This window comes from Segatella baroniae DSM 16972 = JCM 13447, assembly GCF_000426585.1.
Classification (GTDB): Bacteria; Bacteroidota; Bacteroidia; order Bacteroidales; family Bacteroidaceae; genus Prevotella; species Prevotella baroniae.
In genome coordinates this window covers 38,956-55,297 of the sequence record NZ_AUFQ01000014.1, presented here as the reverse complement: position 1 = coordinate 55,297, position 16,342 = coordinate 38,956, and the positions used below count along the sequence as shown (strand labels likewise).

The 16,342-nt window shown below is 52.6% G+C and carries 14 protein-coding genes; 11 read left to right on the top strand and 3 right to left on the bottom strand.

The window, feature by feature from the left end; genetic code table 11:
• Nucleotides 1-33: 33 nt before the first annotated feature.
• On the bottom strand, nucleotides 34-2,802 hold the full coding sequence (locus K334_RS0109560; RefSeq protein ID WP_248623514.1) for a TonB-dependent receptor: 2,769 nt from the start codon (nucleotides 2,800-2,802) through the stop codon (nucleotides 34-36).
• 417 nt (nucleotides 2,803-3,219) lie between these two features.
• Here K334_RS0109560 and K334_RS14840 point away from each other — a divergent pair, with 417 nt between their 5' ends.
• The 6 genes from K334_RS14840 to K334_RS0109535 all read left to right on the top strand — a co-directional run bounded on the left by K334_RS14840 (nucleotide 3,220) and on the right by K334_RS0109535 (nucleotide 6,413).
• Complete coding sequence (locus K334_RS14840) at nucleotides 3,220-3,399, top strand: hypothetical protein (RefSeq protein WP_036891302.1); 180 nt, start codon at nucleotides 3,220-3,222, stop codon at nucleotides 3,397-3,399.
• A gap of 100 nt (nucleotides 3,400-3,499) precedes the next feature.
• Nucleotides 3,500-4,078 carry a cytidylate kinase-like family protein gene (locus tag K334_RS0109555; protein WP_025881562.1) on the top strand — a complete coding sequence of 193 codons (579 nt, stop codon included), beginning with the start codon at nucleotides 3,500-3,502 and terminating at the stop codon, nucleotides 4,076-4,078.
• 10 nt (nucleotides 4,079-4,088) lie between these two features.
• Nucleotides 4,089-4,445 (top strand): CidA/LrgA family protein, encoded by a 357-nt coding sequence (locus K334_RS0109550; RefSeq protein ID WP_025881560.1) that lies wholly within the window; start codon nucleotides 4,089-4,091, stop codon nucleotides 4,443-4,445.
• Between the two features lie 40 nt (nucleotides 4,446-4,485).
• A complete protein-coding gene (locus K334_RS0109545; protein WP_238319075.1) occupies nucleotides 4,486-5,181 on the top strand; it encodes an LrgB family protein in 696 nt (231 codons plus the stop codon).
• A gap of 82 nt (nucleotides 5,182-5,263) precedes the next feature.
• Nucleotides 5,264-5,413: a hypothetical protein gene (locus tag K334_RS15180; RefSeq protein WP_211225445.1), complete on the top strand. Its 150-nt coding sequence runs from the start codon at nucleotides 5,264-5,266 to the stop codon at nucleotides 5,411-5,413.
• A 163-nt stretch (nucleotides 5,414-5,576) separates the two neighbouring features.
• Nucleotides 5,577-6,413, top strand: a complete 837-nt coding sequence (locus K334_RS0109535; RefSeq protein WP_027444877.1) for a glycine zipper domain-containing protein — start codon at nucleotides 5,577-5,579, stop codon at nucleotides 6,411-6,413.
• Nucleotides 6,414-6,491: 78 nt separating this feature from the next.
• Here the strand turns inward: K334_RS0109535 and K334_RS0109530 are convergent, their stop codons facing one another.
• Together K334_RS0109530 and K334_RS0109525 are read right to left on the bottom strand one after the other, a co-directional pair.
• On the bottom strand, nucleotides 6,492-7,013 hold the full coding sequence (locus K334_RS0109530; protein WP_025881553.1) for a hypothetical protein: 522 nt from the start codon (nucleotides 7,011-7,013) through the stop codon (nucleotides 6,492-6,494).
• Between the two features lie 111 nt (nucleotides 7,014-7,124).
• Nucleotides 7,125-8,015, bottom strand: a complete 891-nt coding sequence (locus K334_RS0109525; protein ID WP_027444876.1) for a DMT family transporter — start codon at nucleotides 8,013-8,015, stop codon at nucleotides 7,125-7,127.
• A 269-nt stretch (nucleotides 8,016-8,284) separates the two neighbouring features.
• Here K334_RS0109525 and panB point away from each other — a divergent pair, with 269 nt between their 5' ends.
• The 5 genes from panB to cas9 all read left to right on the top strand — a co-directional run bounded on the left by panB (nucleotide 8,285) and on the right by cas9 (nucleotide 16,338).
• Nucleotides 8,285-9,109, top strand: coding sequence for a 3-methyl-2-oxobutanoate hydroxymethyltransferase (gene panB, locus K334_RS0109520; protein ID WP_025881551.1), 825 nt, complete (start codon nucleotides 8,285-8,287; stop codon nucleotides 9,107-9,109).
• 62 nt (nucleotides 9,110-9,171) lie between these two features.
• Entirely contained in the window at nucleotides 9,172-10,014 is an 843-nt protein-coding gene (panC, locus tag K334_RS0109515; protein ID WP_025881549.1) for a pantoate--beta-alanine ligase, read from the top strand.
• Nucleotides 10,005-10,397, top strand: a complete 393-nt coding sequence (gene panD / locus K334_RS0109510; RefSeq protein WP_027444875.1) for an aspartate 1-decarboxylase — start codon at nucleotides 10,005-10,007, stop codon at nucleotides 10,395-10,397. The genes panC and panD overlap by 10 nt, the downstream gene beginning before the upstream one ends.
• A gap of 10 nt (nucleotides 10,398-10,407) precedes the next feature.
• Nucleotides 10,408-11,613: a bifunctional phosphopantothenoylcysteine decarboxylase/phosphopantothenate--cysteine ligase CoaBC gene (gene coaBC / locus K334_RS0109505; protein ID WP_248623513.1), complete on the top strand. Its 1,206-nt coding sequence runs from the start codon at nucleotides 10,408-10,410 to the stop codon at nucleotides 11,611-11,613.
• Between the two features lie 231 nt (nucleotides 11,614-11,844).
• The gene (cas9, locus tag K334_RS0109500; protein WP_025881547.1) at nucleotides 11,845-16,338 is read left to right on the top strand and encodes a type II CRISPR RNA-guided endonuclease Cas9; all 4,494 of its coding nucleotides are present in this window, start codon (nucleotides 11,845-11,847) and stop codon (nucleotides 16,336-16,338) included.
• Nucleotides 16,339-16,342: the final 4 nt, after the last annotated feature.

Genomic DNA, 16,342 nt, shown 5'->3' with positions numbered 1-16,342 from the left:
CTTTCTGTTTTTGGGGGGATTGTTGGTTGGGGATTATATGTTGAGATTGGCTTCCACCCCGAAGTAGGGCGAGGCGTTGCGGCGTATCACCTTGCCGTTGGACTTGTAGTCGGGCAGGTAGTCCAATATCTTGTTGGCAAAGAAAGACAACCGCATGTAGCGTCCGATGCGCTTGGTGGCCTTGAGGTTGACGATCATCGACATCGGCACCGTGAACGGGCGGAACATGTCGGCCTTGTAGGTTTGCACCAGCTGCTTCAGAAGAACATCCTGTTCACTTTCCAGGGTGTAAGGATGGACTTTCCCGTCAACCGCCGAGATATAGGCGATGGGGTAGCCGTTCTTCTCCTGCCGCTTGGTCTTGATGAGCCACATGTACTGCACCGATGTGGTGAAGATGAATCCCCACTCGGGCACTTGGGTGTCGAGGGTGAAGTTGGTGTTGAGCCTGTCGTTCACCCGTCCGTCGTTCCAGTCGTAGAGGCCCACGTAGGATTCGCTCACGGGGCGGTTGTCTATCACCGTACTCACGGGGTCGAACATCGGCTGGCTGTTGGTGTAGGTGGTGTGGAACCACGCTCCGCTGACATTGACGCGAGTGCGCAAGGCGCGGATGCGGGCCGAGGTGAATTGCAGTTCGACGCCCTGCTTCACCATCTTGCTGCCGTTCGAGGCCTGCTGGTAGCCGTCGAGCACGTGTCTGTTCTCGAAGGGCAGCGTGCGCCAGTCCGTGCCGGCGGACATCCGCGAAGCGTCATATTTCTTGTAAAGGTAGTCGCCGTAGATGCGGGAATAGCGGAAGCCCGACGTCATTTGCTCGTAGAAATAGTCCAGGCTCAGCGAGTTCTCTTTCCAATCGACGTCCAGGCGCACTTCCCACTTGCGGTTGCGGGCCGGCTTGATGGCATGGTTGGTGGGGTCCTGTCTGTAGCTCATCACCACGAAGCGGCTGTCGCGTTCTGGGTTTTGGGTGTCGTAGTAGGCCAGTTCCACGAAGTCGCTGTAATAATTGTCGGGATAGAGATAGTTGAGCGTGGGGTTTTTAGTCGTCAGCCCCCATCCCGCAGCGACCGCCAGGCGCAGCGGACTGCCTCCGACGGTGAGATAAGGCAACCGCCAGTTGAGGTTGACACGTGGGTCGGCATATACCTTTCCGTTCATCTCGAAGCGTTTGTCAAGTCCCGGCATGGTGTTGAGGCGCACGCCGAGCATGCCTTCCAATACGCTGCCCCCTATCTTCGCCACGAAGTTTTCCTCGCCGAAGGCCGACAGGTTCTGCAGCCCGGGGATGTCCTTGTAGCGTCGCGGCCTGGCCGACCAGCCGTTGACACTGAGCGGATGGCTCATGTCATACACCTGACCGTCGCCATAATTCTTGGAATAGTCCCAGTTGAGTCCCAGTTTCAGGCGGTTTTCCAGCTTGCCCGCGTCCAAGCGGAGCAGTGCCTTGGCCTTGAGCCAGGCGTTGAAGGGCTTGCCGTCGCACAGATAGTCGGCCACATATTCGGCATAGACGGCGGCGGCTTCGCGTTCCCCTTCCTCCCATCCCGTGGGCACAATGCCGTAGCGTTGCGGGGCCACGAGGCGTCGCTCGTGCAGGCGGTCCAGCTGCTGCGACACGGAGGTGTTGACCTCCAACTCGCGGAGCAGCCCCTTTTTGCGCGTCATCGACCAGCTGTTGGTGAAGACCATGCGGTTGTAGTTGGAGCGGTATTCGTCGATACGCCCGTAGTTGAGGTCGGGATCGGCCTTGCTGTTGTCGAAGGAACCGGAATAGTCGAATGCCGACTCCCATTTCCACGCCGTCTTTCCCGCCGTCGTCCTGAGCGTGTAGCGCAAGGAGGCGTTCAGCCGCTTGTAGTTTTCGAGATTGTCGGTGGGATCCACCTTGGAATCCAGATAGCCGAGGTCTACGTTCAGCACCCGTGCGTCGCCACTGCCGAGCGCAACGCCTTTCCCCAAAGAGAACAACTTGCTGTAGCCGTCGGCCTTGAAGCGGGCCGAGAGCGGCATTTTGCGGCGTATCTTCCTGATGTTCACAATGCCGCTGGTCAAGTTGCCGTATTCCACCGATGGTATTCCCCGTATCACTTCCACGCGCTCGATGTCGTCGGTGCCTATCGTGCGCATGTCAACGCCCTTGTTGGTGATGTTGCGATAGTTTTCGGCCCCGCTGCCCGAGGTGACGTGTTGCGTGTCCGAAAGCGGGGAAAACTGAAGGTTGGCGTCGGTGTTGATGGGCGTTCCGTCCACGACGAACTGCGTTCCGAGCGACGAGATGGCAAAGGCGTTGTTGTGCGACAAGGCCCCGCCGGAAGTCATGTTGCCCGTTTCGCGCAGACTTATCGTGTTGGCCACGCCCATGTTCGGGTCTTTGGAGTAGCCGCCGGGCAGCAGTTCCATCAGGTCGGCCAGACTGTTGGGTTGCAGCTGGTTCATCGCGTCGCGCCCGATGATCGACCTGGTGACGAGGCCCTGCGCCTCCTTGGCCGTGACCGTCACTTCGCTGAGGCGGAGGTTGGCTTTCAGGCTCACGTTCAACGTCGTGTTCTTGGAAAACGTCACGGTGCGCCGGTAAGGCTCGTAGCCCACATAGCTCACCTTCATCACATAGCTTTCGCCCGCCACCAGGTTGATGGAGAAGCGGCCGTCGGCATTGGCCAGCGTGGCCTTGGGGTGCTTGCCTTGAAACGAAACTGTGGCCATGGCAAGCGCAGTCTTGTCGGTGGCGTCGGCCACGACACCACTCACATTGACATGTTGCTGACCCGCGCAATGCAGCGAAAGCCAGCAGCACAACATAATGAAAATAAATCTTGAACCCATCGGGAAAGTATACAAATGACGAAACCGGTTCTTATGGTTGCAAAAGTAAATCGATTCAAAACCATCAACAATACCTAAAAATGACTATTTTCTGTTGTTGGCAATCATCAAATGGAGAGGCGCAGCGTGATTCTTCACGCTCCTACGGCCCACGCCATTCGCAGAGACGGAAAATTGGGGCTCGGAAGACGTCAAAACAAAACATTTGTAAAATTCCGAGGCTCGGAAGACGTCAAAACAAAACATTTGTAAAATTCCGCGGCTCGGGAAACGCCAAAACATAACGTTTGTTAAATTCCGCGGCCCGGGAAACGTCAAAACAAACGGCGGCGGACTTTCCGCTGCCCGGGAAACGCCAAAACAAACGGTGGGACGGAAAAACGGAGGCGGTTTTTGACCATTCCATCACATGAAAGGCAATTTGGCACGGCGAAAGAGAACAAATCGGTGCGGACAGGCCATATTCGCCTGCCCGCTCTGGCCAACGACGCCCATTCCCGCTACATGTACATGAAGGACGTGCTGTCGGGAATCCCCTGCCCGTCGTGGAACCCGCAAATTGACCTGCATTAATAATTCAAGGGGAAATGGATCATAAGGTTGTCGTTGGTGGGGCATGAGAGAATTTCTTTGTAATTTTGTGGCGGAAAATTTCTTTTCAATTCATATCGGCATGATTATTACGATAGCACGGCAGTGCGGTTGCGGTGCCTTGGAGGTGGGCAAGCTCCTGGCCGCACGTTACGACATCCCTTTTTACACTCGGAAGAGTCTCATGCAGATGGCCAAGGACAACGGTGTCCTGGGCAAGATGCACGACTTCTTCGAGGAGCGGCCCGTCGACGAACTGATGTATGCCATCTCGGCGTTCGAGAACGAGGAGGGCAACGACGAGACCAACCATCATTCGATGCGCCTCTTGGCCAATCTGATAGGCCGGCGTGACTGCGTGATCATCGGCCGTTGCGGCAACTACATCTTCAGAAACAGGGCCGACCTGGTGTCGGTGTTCCTGAAAGGGAACTTTGAGGAGCGTGTGAAGGCGATGGCGCGCTGCGACAACATGAGTCTGGCGGAGGCGGAAGAGTTCGTGCGCGAGACCGACGACAGCCGCGTGCGCTACCACAAATACTACACGGGACTGACCTGGGGCAATGCCGACGACTACGACATCTGCTTCGACAGCCTGCGGCTGGGCACGGAGAAGACGGCGTTGCTCATCGGGGAGTATGTCAAGGATGTTGGATTGTAAACAGTTGAATATGAAATTCGTAAAGCAATTCTTGCTCATCCTTCTTTTTTCCTTTCTCGGTGAACTTCTTCATTACGTGATTCCGCTGCCCTTTCCGGCCAGTATCTACGGCATTGTGTTGCTTTTCGCTGCGCTGTCGGCCAAGGTCGTGAAGGTGAAGGACGTGCGCGAGGTGAGCGTTTTCCTCATCGCCGTCATGCCGGTGATGTTCATTCCGGCGGCAGTGGGGCTGATCGACGCGTGGGACGACATCCGCTCCAACCTGTTGCAGTATGTTGTCGTGACGGTGGTCAGCACGTTCGTGGTGATGGCAGCGGCCGGTTGGGTGACGCAATACGTTGTTAAAGGCAGAAAGGGAAAAGAGTAAAAGGGCCTTTGGAAAAGTAAGAAAGTAAAAAGGAAAGACGATGATGAAAGAGTTGTTGGAGGGGTCGGTTTATTTCGGCGTGTTGATTAGTTTGGGTTCCTACGCCATCGGCATGTATCTGCGCCGAAGGACGGGTTGTTCGTTCGTGAATCCGTTGCTTGTCTCCATCCTGTTGGTGATATTGGTGCTGTTGTTCGCAGGCGTCAGCTATGAAGATTACAACGCCCAGGCCTCGTGGCTGGGCTATCTGCTCACGCCCGCCACCATCTGCCTGGCCGTCCCGCTGTATCAGCAGGTGGAACTCTTGAAGAAGAACTACCGCGCCATCCTCTCCGGCATTGCCGCCGGTGCCCTTTCGAGCATGCTTTCGGTGTTGTTGCTGGCCCTCTTGTTCCGCTTCGACCATGCGGCCTATGCCACATTCCTGCCCAAGTCCATCACGACGGCCATCGGCATGGGCGTGTCCGAAGAGCTGGGAGGCTATGTCTCCGTCACCGTCGTGGCCATCATCGTCACCGGTGTGCTGGGCAATATCTTCGCCGAACGCTTCCTGAAACTGATCAAGGTGGACGAACCCATCGCCAAGGGTATCGCCATCGGTTCGTCGTCGCATGCCATCGGAACCTCCAAGGCCATGGAGATGGGCTCCGTCGAGGGAGCCACGAGTGGCCTCTCCATCGTCGTGAGCGGTATTCTGACCGTTGTCGGCGCCTCGCTTTTCGGTCTGATTCTGTGAAAAACGGCTGATTTGCACGTGACGGATGGCTTATGGCATGTCGTTTGCATAGACAAGTATCAAACCCTTTAACACTTTTATAATGGCATTAGGAAAATGGATAGGCGAATTTCTCGGTTTCATTTCGGGCGGCGGAGAAGAAATTCCAGGCCATCAACGAAGCCAAGGAACGCATCTTCAAGGCCCGCGGCATGGCGTAAGGGCTATTTTAGCAGCCAATATAAAAGGGTGAAAAGGTGAAAGGGTGAAAGGGTGAAAGGGTGAAAGGGTGAAAAGGTGAAAAAGTAAAAAGAAGACATGAAACGATAGGGAAAACCCTATCCCATGGTAGGGGAATTGCGTTGGCGATTCCCTGTTTTCGTTCTACTTTTGCAAGTGGATAAAACGTTTATATGATGAACAAAGGTATCATTGCAGTCATGGGCGCAGCCCTCTTGTTGAGCGGTTGTGGCACTTATACGGCAGAAGGAGCCTATACCGGTTCCACACTTGGTTCGATATTGGGCAGTGCCATCGGTGGTTTGTCCGATGGTCCGAGGGGCTCGGACGTGGGAACCATCGTAGGAATGGTGGGTGGAGCGGTCGTGGGAGCGGCTATCGGCAATGCAGCTGACCGTCAGGCTGAGGCCGAAATGATAGAACATAGGGAAGCCGTGAAGCAACGGCGGGCCGACCGCGACCGCTATGATTACGACCGCCGGCTGCCTCAGACCAGCTCTTCTGCCGACCCGTATGACAGCGGCTACGACCCCAACAACGGTGGCGACGACCGCATCTACGATTTCGACAGTCCCGATTATACCGGCGACTACAGCGCGCAGAAGCCTGTCGAGGTCTATCCGAACCGCTCGAACATAGACAAAAAGGCCGACACCTATCGTTATACGCCTAACATCGAAATACGCAACGCCCGCATCGTGGACGACAATCAGGACAACGTGATTTCGCGCGGCGAACTTTGCAAGGTGATTTTCGAGGTGTTCAACCGCGGCAATACGACCCTCTACGACCTTCAACCCATGGTGGTTGAGGCCAAGGGCAACCGCCATCTCTACATCTCGCCGAGCGTTCATGTCGAGAAACTGCAGCCGGGCAAGGCCATACGCTACACCGCCATGGTGAAAGCCGACAATCGTCTGCGTGACGGAATGGCCAAGATTTGCGTTTCGGTGCTGCAAGGCACCAAATCAATATCTAAGGTTTGTGAGTTCAATGTTCCTACGAGAAAATAGGAACTGCGGTGGAAAAACAAAATTCTCTCAATTATATTTCTCGCTCATGAGGCCTGTGACCTATGGTTGCAGGCCTTTTCAATAGTTGTCCAAGGCTTTCTTGATACGTTCTTTCCGTGTCGGTTTGTGGTGGTCGACGAGCAACTTGTCCACGCCCCACACAATAAGTCCGAGCAGGTTGGGGCCTCCCCTCATCGGTCGCGACAGGGCAATCTCTTCTTTTGTCATGGGCTTGAAGAGTTCGCCGCGACGCTGGTGGCCTATGACCTCCACGTCGGACAACGTATGTATCTTGGGTATCAGCATGATGGTGTCCTGCTTGAAGTCCTCCCGGTCCATCCGTCGTGGGTAATACTTGCCGTGACTGATGGTGATGCGGTTGAAATTGCGGCTGCTGAGGATGAACTCGCCCCGCCAGTTGGTCTTCACCGACTGGTTGCCGTCGGTGTAGATGTTCACGTCGCGCAAGGGAGTGTGGGTGATGGCGTCGGCAATGACGAAAGTATGCTCGCCGCTTTGGGACGCAGGTTGTTGAGCCTGTGCCGTAGAGGCGAGGATCGAAAAAGCGGTTGTCAGCAATGTTTGGGCATTTCTCCACATGGTTGTGACGGCTTGAAGATGGATTCCGCCGACAAAGATAGAGGAAAAACGGGAAAGCGTCACGTTAACGACAACCAAATAGATATAATGTCGTTTAACGTCCGCAGCATGTCAAACCATGTTCTTTTGCAGGTTGGCCAGGATCACACCGGCCAATATCATGCCCGAACCGATGTAGGCGATGGTCGTCATGGGCTCGTCGAGGAAGATGGCGCTGGCCACGATGGTGGTCAGTGGATTAAGGTAGGTGTAGTTCGTTGTCTTGAGTGCGCCGAGCTTGTCGATGACCCAACTCCACAGCGCAAAGCACAGGAAGGAGGCCACAATGCCCAGGAACAAAGCGTTGACATAGATTTCCGGTTTCAGGAAATCGCGCAGGGGGAACTGCCATGGGTCGACGGCGAACACCGGCAACATGGTGACCAGGCCGTAGAAGAACACCTTGCGGGTGAGGAAGGCGGCATTGTAGTTCTTGCTGACCTTTCGGATGAGCAGGCTGTAGACGGCCCAGCTGACCGAAGAAGCCAGGGCCAGCAGGTCGCCCACGGGGTTCAGGCGCAGCACAACCTGGCCGTTGAAGATGACGAGGCCCACGCCCGCCAGCGCCAGGATGGAGCCCGCGATGAGCTGCCAGCCCGCCTTGAACTCCCTGTAGATGGCCAGGGCGAAGAGCGTCGTGATGAGGGGAGCCGTCGAAACGATGAACGAGACGTTGTTGACATAGGTCAGTCCCACGGCCATGTTCTCACTGACGAAGTAGAGCGAGCCACCCGTTATGCCGAGCCCCATCATCCGGAGTTCGTCTTTCCAGTTGTGACAGAACAGCCGTTTGGGTGATATGAACCAGATACAGATGTAGGCCAGCAGGAATCTGACCACGAAAATCTCCGATGGACTCATGCCGTGGAGAATCAAAATCTTGCTGTTGATGAACGTCTCGCCCCAAATCAGTGCCACGATCAGCGCGATGAGATGAAACCAAAAGTGTTTGTTGTTCTGCATAATTATCGCAAAAATATAAACAATCGGCCATATATCAAACCTTTATTCGTTATTTTTTCAACTTTGCGGTTATTTTTTCCCGTTCATGTGGTCGGCTCTTCAAGCGGGTAGGTTGTCGATGGTGGGCGTCGGCGAGTATTCGGCGGTGAATGGAATGGCATAAACGTATTTTATACTACATAATGGATGAATCCTGACTTTTATTTATACCTTTGCATCCCAGTATGCTTCATATTTGTAAAAGTTATACGGATATTCTTAGGATAAGTATGAAAAAAACTGCAAACTATTTTTTGTCCCAAAAAGGGGAGCGGCGGCTGACCATGCTCACGGCCTACGACTACCATACGGCATGCGCGATTGACGAGGCCGGTATCGACATGATTCTGGTCGGCGACTCGTTGGGCAACGTCATGTTGGGCTACGAGAACACGCTGGCCGTGACCGTCGACGACATGATACACCATGGGAAGGCCGTCTGTCGGGGCGCCCGCAACGCGTTCGTGGTGGTGGACATGCCTTTCATGTCTTACCAGACATCCATTTATGACGCGGTGAAGAACGCCGGACGCATCATGAAGGAAACCAACTGTCAGGCCGTGAAGCTGGAAGGAGGGGCAGGTTATGCCGACCGCGTGCGTGCCATTGTGGAAGCCGGCATACCTGTAGTGGGACATGTCGGCCTTACCCCGCAGTCGTTCAATACGCTGGGGGGCTACAAGGTGCAGGGCAAGACTGCCCAGGCCGCCCAGCAGCTGCTGGACGACGCCCGTGCGCTGGAAGCGGCCGGGGCTTTCGCCGTCACATTGGAGTGTGTGCCCGAGGCCTTGGCGCGGAAAATCACGGAGCAGGTGTCGGCCCTGACCATCGGTATCGGGGCCGGGAAATACTGTGACGCGCAGGTGTTGGTGTATCAGGACATGTTGGGCTATGCCGACGGCTTCACGCCGAAGTTTGTAAAGAAGTACGCCAATCTTCATGACACCATGCTCGAAGCGTTCCACCGCTATAAGGACGAATGTGAGTCGGGGGCTTTCCCCGCCAAGGAACATACGTTCAGCATTGACGAGGATGTGTTGGAAAAATTATATTGAACATTGTTTTACGAAACGCCGTCTTGCCGTTGCGGGGCGACACAGATTAACGATAGGATAAAATGCAAATAGTAAAGACGATAGAAGAAGTCCGTGCCATCGTTTGTGCGTGGCGTGAGGCCGGGCTCTGTGTAGGGCTGGTGCCGACGATGGGCTTCCTGCACGAAGGTCATCAGAGTTTGATCGCCTGTTCGGTCGCCGACAACGACCGCACGGTGGTGTCGGTGTTTGTCAACCCCATTCAGTTTGGCCCGACGGAAGACTTGGAGGCCTATCCGCGAGACATAGAACGTGACAAAGCCTTGGTCGAAGCCACCGGTGGCGACTTGATTTTCAACCCTGAACCAGTGGAGATGTACCCTCCCCACTTCACGACATTTGTCGATACCACCGAGACGACGGAGCTGTTGTGTGGCGCTCGACGCGCCGGACACTTCCGTGGCGTGTGTACCGTCGTGAGCAAACTGTTCAACATCGTAGGCCCCGACCGTGCCTATTTCGGGCAGAAGGACGCCCAGCAGCTGGCCACGGTGCGCAGATTCGTGCGTGACTTGAATTTCAATATTGAGATTGTTGCGTGTCCCATCGTGCGCGAGGAGGACGGATTGGCCAAGTCGAGCCGCAACACTTATCTTTCGACCGAGGAGAGAAAGGCCGCGCTTGTCTTGTCGAGAAGCCTTCGGCAAGCCCAGGCTGCCGTGGAAAACGGGGAGCGGAGGGCCAAGGTCGTTGTGGACATCATTGCCGACTGCCTGAAGCAAGAGCCGTTGGCACGCGTGGATTACATTGAAGTGGTGGATTTGGACAACGTGCAACGTGTGGAAAAGATAGAAGAAAACACGTTGGTCGCCATCGCCGTATATATAGGAAAGACCAGACTTATCGATAATTTCATATGGAAGTGACACTGCTGAAAGCAAAGATACACCGTGCCGTCGTGACGCAGGCCGACCTGGACTACGTGGGTAGCATCACCATCGACAGCAAACTGATGGCTGCCGCAGGCATTGTGGAATACGAAAGAGTGGAGATTGCCGACGTGAACAACGGCAACCGTTTCGCGACATACGTCATCGCGGGCTATCCAGGCTCGGGCATTATCTGTGTCAATGGCGCGGCAGCCCATTGCGTGGAGGTGGGCGACAAGCTGATCATCATGGCTTATGCGTCCATGACGCCGGCCGAAGCCGCTACCCATCATCCCAGAGTGGTGTTTGTTGATGGTGATAACTATATTACTCGTCAGGCAAGCTATGAGCGGCACGGACTCCTCAGCGAACAGGAATGAAGAAGAGAATATGATGTTGAAAGGGAAGAACGTTGTGTTGGGCGTGTCGGGCAGCATTGCCGCTTACAAGGCTGCCGGTCTGGCTTCGACGCTTGTCAAGTTGGGGGCGGAGGTCGACGTGGTCATGACGGCGAACGCGTGCCGGTTCATATCGCCGTTGACGTTTGAATCGCTGACGTCGAGAAAGTGTATAATTGACACATTCGACCGCAATTTCTCTTTTGACGTGCGCCATGTGTCGTTGGCCCGCAAGGCCGACGTGCTGATGGTGGCGCCGGCCACGGCCAACGTAATCGGAAAGTTTGCCAATGGCATTTGCGACGACATGCTTTCGACCACCTTCATGGCTTGCCGCTGTCCCAAAATCGTCGCGCCGGCCATGAATACCAACATGTGGACCAATGAGGTGTTGCAAGACAATCTGCGAAAGCTCGTGCATTACGGCACGTCGATCGTGCAGCCTGCCGAGGGACGGCTGGCCTGTGGCGACGTGGGAAGTGGCAAACTGGCTTCGGAAGAAGAACTGCTACAGCACATCCTGCTACAGATAGGTTTGCCGCACGGCATGCAGGGCAAGCGTGTGCTGGTCTCTGCTGGGCCGACGCAGGAGTCCATCGACCCCGTGAGATACATCACCAATCATTCCACCGGCAAGATGGGGTTTGCCTTGGCGAAGATGGCTCGGATGAGAGGGGCCGAAGTGACGCTTGTCACAGGGCCGGTCAGCTTGTCGCCGTTCCATGGGGTGGAGACGGTGGCGGTGACGACGGCGCAGGAAATGTACGACGCGGTGACGAGCAGGAGCGACAACTTCGACGTGGTGGTGATGTGTGCCGCCGTGGCCGACTATACGCCCCACAATCATGCGCCGCAGAAGATGAAGAAAGGCGAAGGGGATTTGACGATTCGCTTGACGCGCACCCGTGACATACTGGCGCATTTGGGACATAACAAGCGCGACGGACAAATCATCGTCGGCTTTTCGATGGAAACGGAGAATCTGTTGGACAACTCCCGCGCAAAGCTGGTCAAGAAGCAGGTGGACATGATTTGCGCCAATACAGTCGCGTCGCGGGACACCGGCTTTGCGGTCGATACCAACCAAGTGACACTTGTCACGGATGACGGCGTTAGGGAACTGCCGTTGTGCAGCAAGGACGAGACGGCCAACCTCATCCTTGATGCTATTATGGAACGCTTGCGGCACATCGCGTGAATCCGCCCTTCCGATTTCCAATGAAACTTTGATTGGTTGAACGTTCATTGGAAATCTCATGGAGAGCCTCAAGCCTGTGTAGATGATGGTTTTGGGGTGATATCATAAAGAAAGGCGAGTTGCCCCGCCTTGTTTGTTTTCACAACGGAATAATCCTTATTGTGACTTGCTTGAAAACAGCCGCAAATATAAACAATTAATAACTAAGAACCAAATAAAAACAGTAGAAAAATGAAAACAATTCTTGGATTAGACTTGGGAACCAATAGTATTGGTTGGGCTAAAGTCTCTGTTGACGACCATGGAAATTACTTGCATGACATTAAATTGGGTAGCCGCATCATTCCGATGAGTCAGGACATCTTAGGCAACTTTGACAAGGGAGTGACGGAATCGCAGACGGCTATTCGTACTGGTTTTCGAAGCGTTCGGAGGATAAGGGAGCGTTCGTTGCTGCGGCGGGAGCGCTTGCACAGAGTGTTGCACGTGATGGGATTTCTGCCCCCTCACTACGATTCCGCAATAGGGTGGAATAGGGAAGAAGCCTCCACTTATGGCAAATTCCTCAATCATGGCGAGCCCAAGTTGGCCTGGGAACGTCTTGAGGATGGCTCCATGCGTTTCCTTTTCATGGACTCCTTCCACGAAATGATGGCCAATTTCGCCCGTCATCAGCCTGCATTGGTGGCTGACGGAAGGAAGATCCCGTTGGACTGGACACTCTATTTCCTGCGGAAAAAGGCCCTCTCGCAAGCTGTCGGCAAAGAGGAGTTGGCGTGGATACTGCTTAACTTCAATCAGAAACGAGGATATTATCAGCTGCGCGGGGAGGAGGAAGAAGAAAATCCAACGAAGCGCGAGGAATACTATGAGCTGAAAGTAGTCAGCATAGAAGTCGCAGAAGAAGGAAAAGGGGGCAATACCTGGTATCGTGTTCAGTTGGAAAACGGATGGATATACCCCTGTCCCAGCAAGATAGCCTTGGATGATTGGGTAGGAAAGATCAAGCAGTTCATTGTAACCACCGAGTATGAGAAGGACGGAACGACTCTCAAGAAAGATAAGGACGGTGAAGTCAAGCGGTCGTTCCGTGCACCGGATGAAAACGATTGGGGGCTTCGGAAGAAACGTACCGAGTCGCAGTTGGAAGACTCGGGCAAGACCGTCGGTGCCTTTATCTACGACCATTTGCTGGCAGAACCTGTCGATAAGATTCGTGGAAACTTCATCCGTACTATTGAACGCAAATATTATAAACAGGAACTGGAAGCTATCTTGCGTGAGCAAAGCAAGCATCACGAGGAACTGCAAAGCAGGGAAATGCTGGCAAAGTGTGCGGAAGAATTGTATCAAAGCAATCAACCCCATCGGGACAGCTTGATGAAGAAAGACATGGTTTACCTGCTTCTGACCGACCTTATCTTCTATCAGCGTCCGTTGAAAAGCAAGAAATCGCTGATTGCCGAGTGTCCTTACGAGTATTATAAATATAAGGATAAAGAGAAAGGAAAGAAAAAACGGCAAGGAATCAAGTGTGTCGCGAAGTCGAATCCCTATTATCAGGAGTTCCGCCTGTGGCAGTTTATCGTCAATCTAAGGCTCTTTGACAGGACTGACGACAAGGAGGTGACTGCCGAATATCTCCGTTCGAGGGAAGATTACGCCCGTTTGTTTGCTTATTTGAACGACCGGAAGGAAATCAATCAGGAGACATTGCTGAAGGATTTCTTTGGATTGAAGAAGGTAAAGATAGGTGCCGAAAAAGAGTTTGCCATCCGTTGGAACTATATAGAAGACAAGGAGAAGAAGTATCCCTGTAATGAGACGAGGCACGAACTGCTTCTTGCGCTCGACAGAGCAGGCATGGATCGTAGCTGGCTCGACGATTCGGAACTTCAATACAGGCTTTGGCACTTGCTCTATTCGGTGGAAGCCAGAGACGAAGCCGAAGGTGCGCTGCACAAGCTAAGGGATGATGACGAGTTTGCCGGTGCCTTCCTGAAGGTGAAACCCTTCAAGAAAGATTATGGAGCCTACTCGGAGAAAGCCGTGAAGAAGCTGTTGGCTGTCATGCGTATGGGCAGTTGGTGGCACGAGGAGGATATCTGCAAGCAGACAAGAGATAGAATAGAACGTATTGTGCAGGGAGATATAGAGGAGAAAATACGAGAGCGGATGGGTCATGCGGCTTATTCTTTCAGCCATCTTGCCGATTTCCAAGGTCTGCCCGAATGGCTGGCGTGTTATGTCGTGTATGGTCGGCATTCAGAGGCAACGCATATACTGCGTTGGGACTCTCCGGATAAACTGCTGTCATACATTAAAGGCTTCAGACAGCATTCGCTTCGCAATCCTATCGTAGAGCAGTGTATCCTCGAAACACTCCGAACGGTTCACGATATATGGAAAGAAGCAGGACACATAGATGAGATTCATGTAGAACTTGGACGCAGAATGAAGAGTACGGCCGAGCAGCGTGCGCACATGACGAAGAATATATTGAGAAATGAAAACACCAATTTGCGCATCAAATGCCTGTTGATGGAACTTAAAAATGATGCTGACGTCAAGGATGTACGCCCTTACTCGCCAATGCAACAGGAGATATTGCGTATCTACGAAGAAGGAGCTTTGCAGCAGTTGACCAAAGATGATACCGAGTATGCAGAGATTTCCAAGATATCGAAGATGGCACAACCTTCGGCGAAAGAACTTTTAAGGTATAAACTGTGGTTGGAACAGAAGTATCGGTCGCCCTATACAGGAAAGTCCATCTCTCTGTCCAAGCTCTTTACTTCGGCCTATCAGATAGAACATGTCATTCCGCAAAGCCGTTACTTCGATGATTCTTTTAACAACAAGGTGATTTGCGAGTCGGAAGTGAATACGCTGAAGAGCAATATGCTGGGCTATGAGTTTATCAAAAATCATGGTGGCGAGATTGTCCACTGCACGATGCTGGGCGATGTAAAGGTTTTCAGCGAGAGTGAATACAAGACTTTCGTTACCGAACATTATTCCAATAACAAGTATAAGAAGGAGAAACTTCTGCTGGAAGATATTCCGCAGGAGTTCCTGAACCGCCAGATGAACGACAGTAGATACATAAGTAAGGTGGTGAAGGGGTTGCTTTCGAATGTCGTCCGTACTGAAGATGAATTGGAAGCAACGTCTAAGTTTGTCGTTTCCTGCACAGGTGGGATTACCGACAGGCTGAAGAAAGACTGGGGACTGAATGATGTTTGGAACAGCATTGTTTATTCTCGTTTTGAGCGACTCAATAGGTTGACAAAGTCAGAAAACTTTGGACATTGGGAGAATAAGGAAGGGAAACGGGTGTTCCAGACCTCTGTTCCGATGGAATTGCTGCCTGGTTTCAACAAGAAGCGTATCGATCACCGCCATCATGCTATGGATGCGCTGGTGATAGCATGTGCCTCGCGCAATATCATCAACTACCTGAACAACGAGTTTGCTAAAAGTCCAAAGCAGCGGGAAGACTTGCGTCAGTTGCTTTGCGAGAAGAATCGTATCATCCGCAAGCCGTGGGAAACATTCACGCAAGATGCGCGTGCGGCATTGGAGGATGTGGTTGTCAGCTTCAAGAATTATGTTCGTGTCATCAACAAAGCTACCAATTACTATGAACGGTACGATGCAGACAGCAAGAAGACGATGGTGCCGCAGAAAGGCAACGAGATGTGGGCGGTGAGAAAGCCAATGCACAAGGAGACTGTCTTCGGACATGTCAACCTTCGCCGGAAAGCTGTTGTCAAGCTAAAGGAGGCTTTGGAAAACATCTCTTCTATTTGTAATAAGGAGCTGCGCGACTATATTAATGTCTTGGTGGATAAGCAATTCAATACCAAACAGTTGCTTGCTCATTTCAAGAGCACGGATTACCGTTGGAACAAGCAGTATATAGATAAGGTGGAAGTGTGGCGATTCAGTGATGAAAAAGAGCCTATGGTGGCAACGCGAAAGTTGCTCGACACCTCATTCGATAAAAAGCGCATTGACGCAATCACCGATACAGGCATTCAGAAGATTCTTCTTAACTATCTTGAAGCTAAAGGCGGAGACCCTGCCATTACCTTTACACCAGAGGGAATTGCCGAGATGAACCAGAACATTGCAGTTTATAATGATGGTAAAAAGCATCAACCTATTCTAAAGGTTAGAGTTGCAGAGACTATGGGGGAAAAGTATCAAGTAGGAGAAACTGGTAATAAGGCTGATAAATATGTTGAGGCTCAGAAGGGAACCAATCTTTATTTTGCTATCTACGAGGATGAGGAAGGTAAGCGAAGCTACGATACCATTCCGTTGAATGAGGTAACAGAACGGCTGAAGCAGGGCCTGTCTCCTGTGCCGGAGAAGAACGAAAAGGAGGTTCCTTTGAAGTGCTATCTGTCGCCCAACGACTTGGTGTATGTGCCAAGGGAAGAAAATGGTAATGAATTGGACAAGGAAAGAATCTATAAATTTGTAGATTCTAGCGGTACAACTGCGAATTTTATTCCTCACAGGTCGGCGGGGCTTATTTATAATGTGGATAAGAAGATAGCGGAGTCTTTCTGTAATGGTACTATTATTCAAAACGAATATGGAGTAGGTAGTCCACAATCAAAGAATCAAAAGTCTTTGACAGGTGAAATGATAAAGGCCGTGTGCTGGAAACTTGATGTAGACCGGTTAGGAAATATCCTCAGAGTCATAAAGTAAGGCT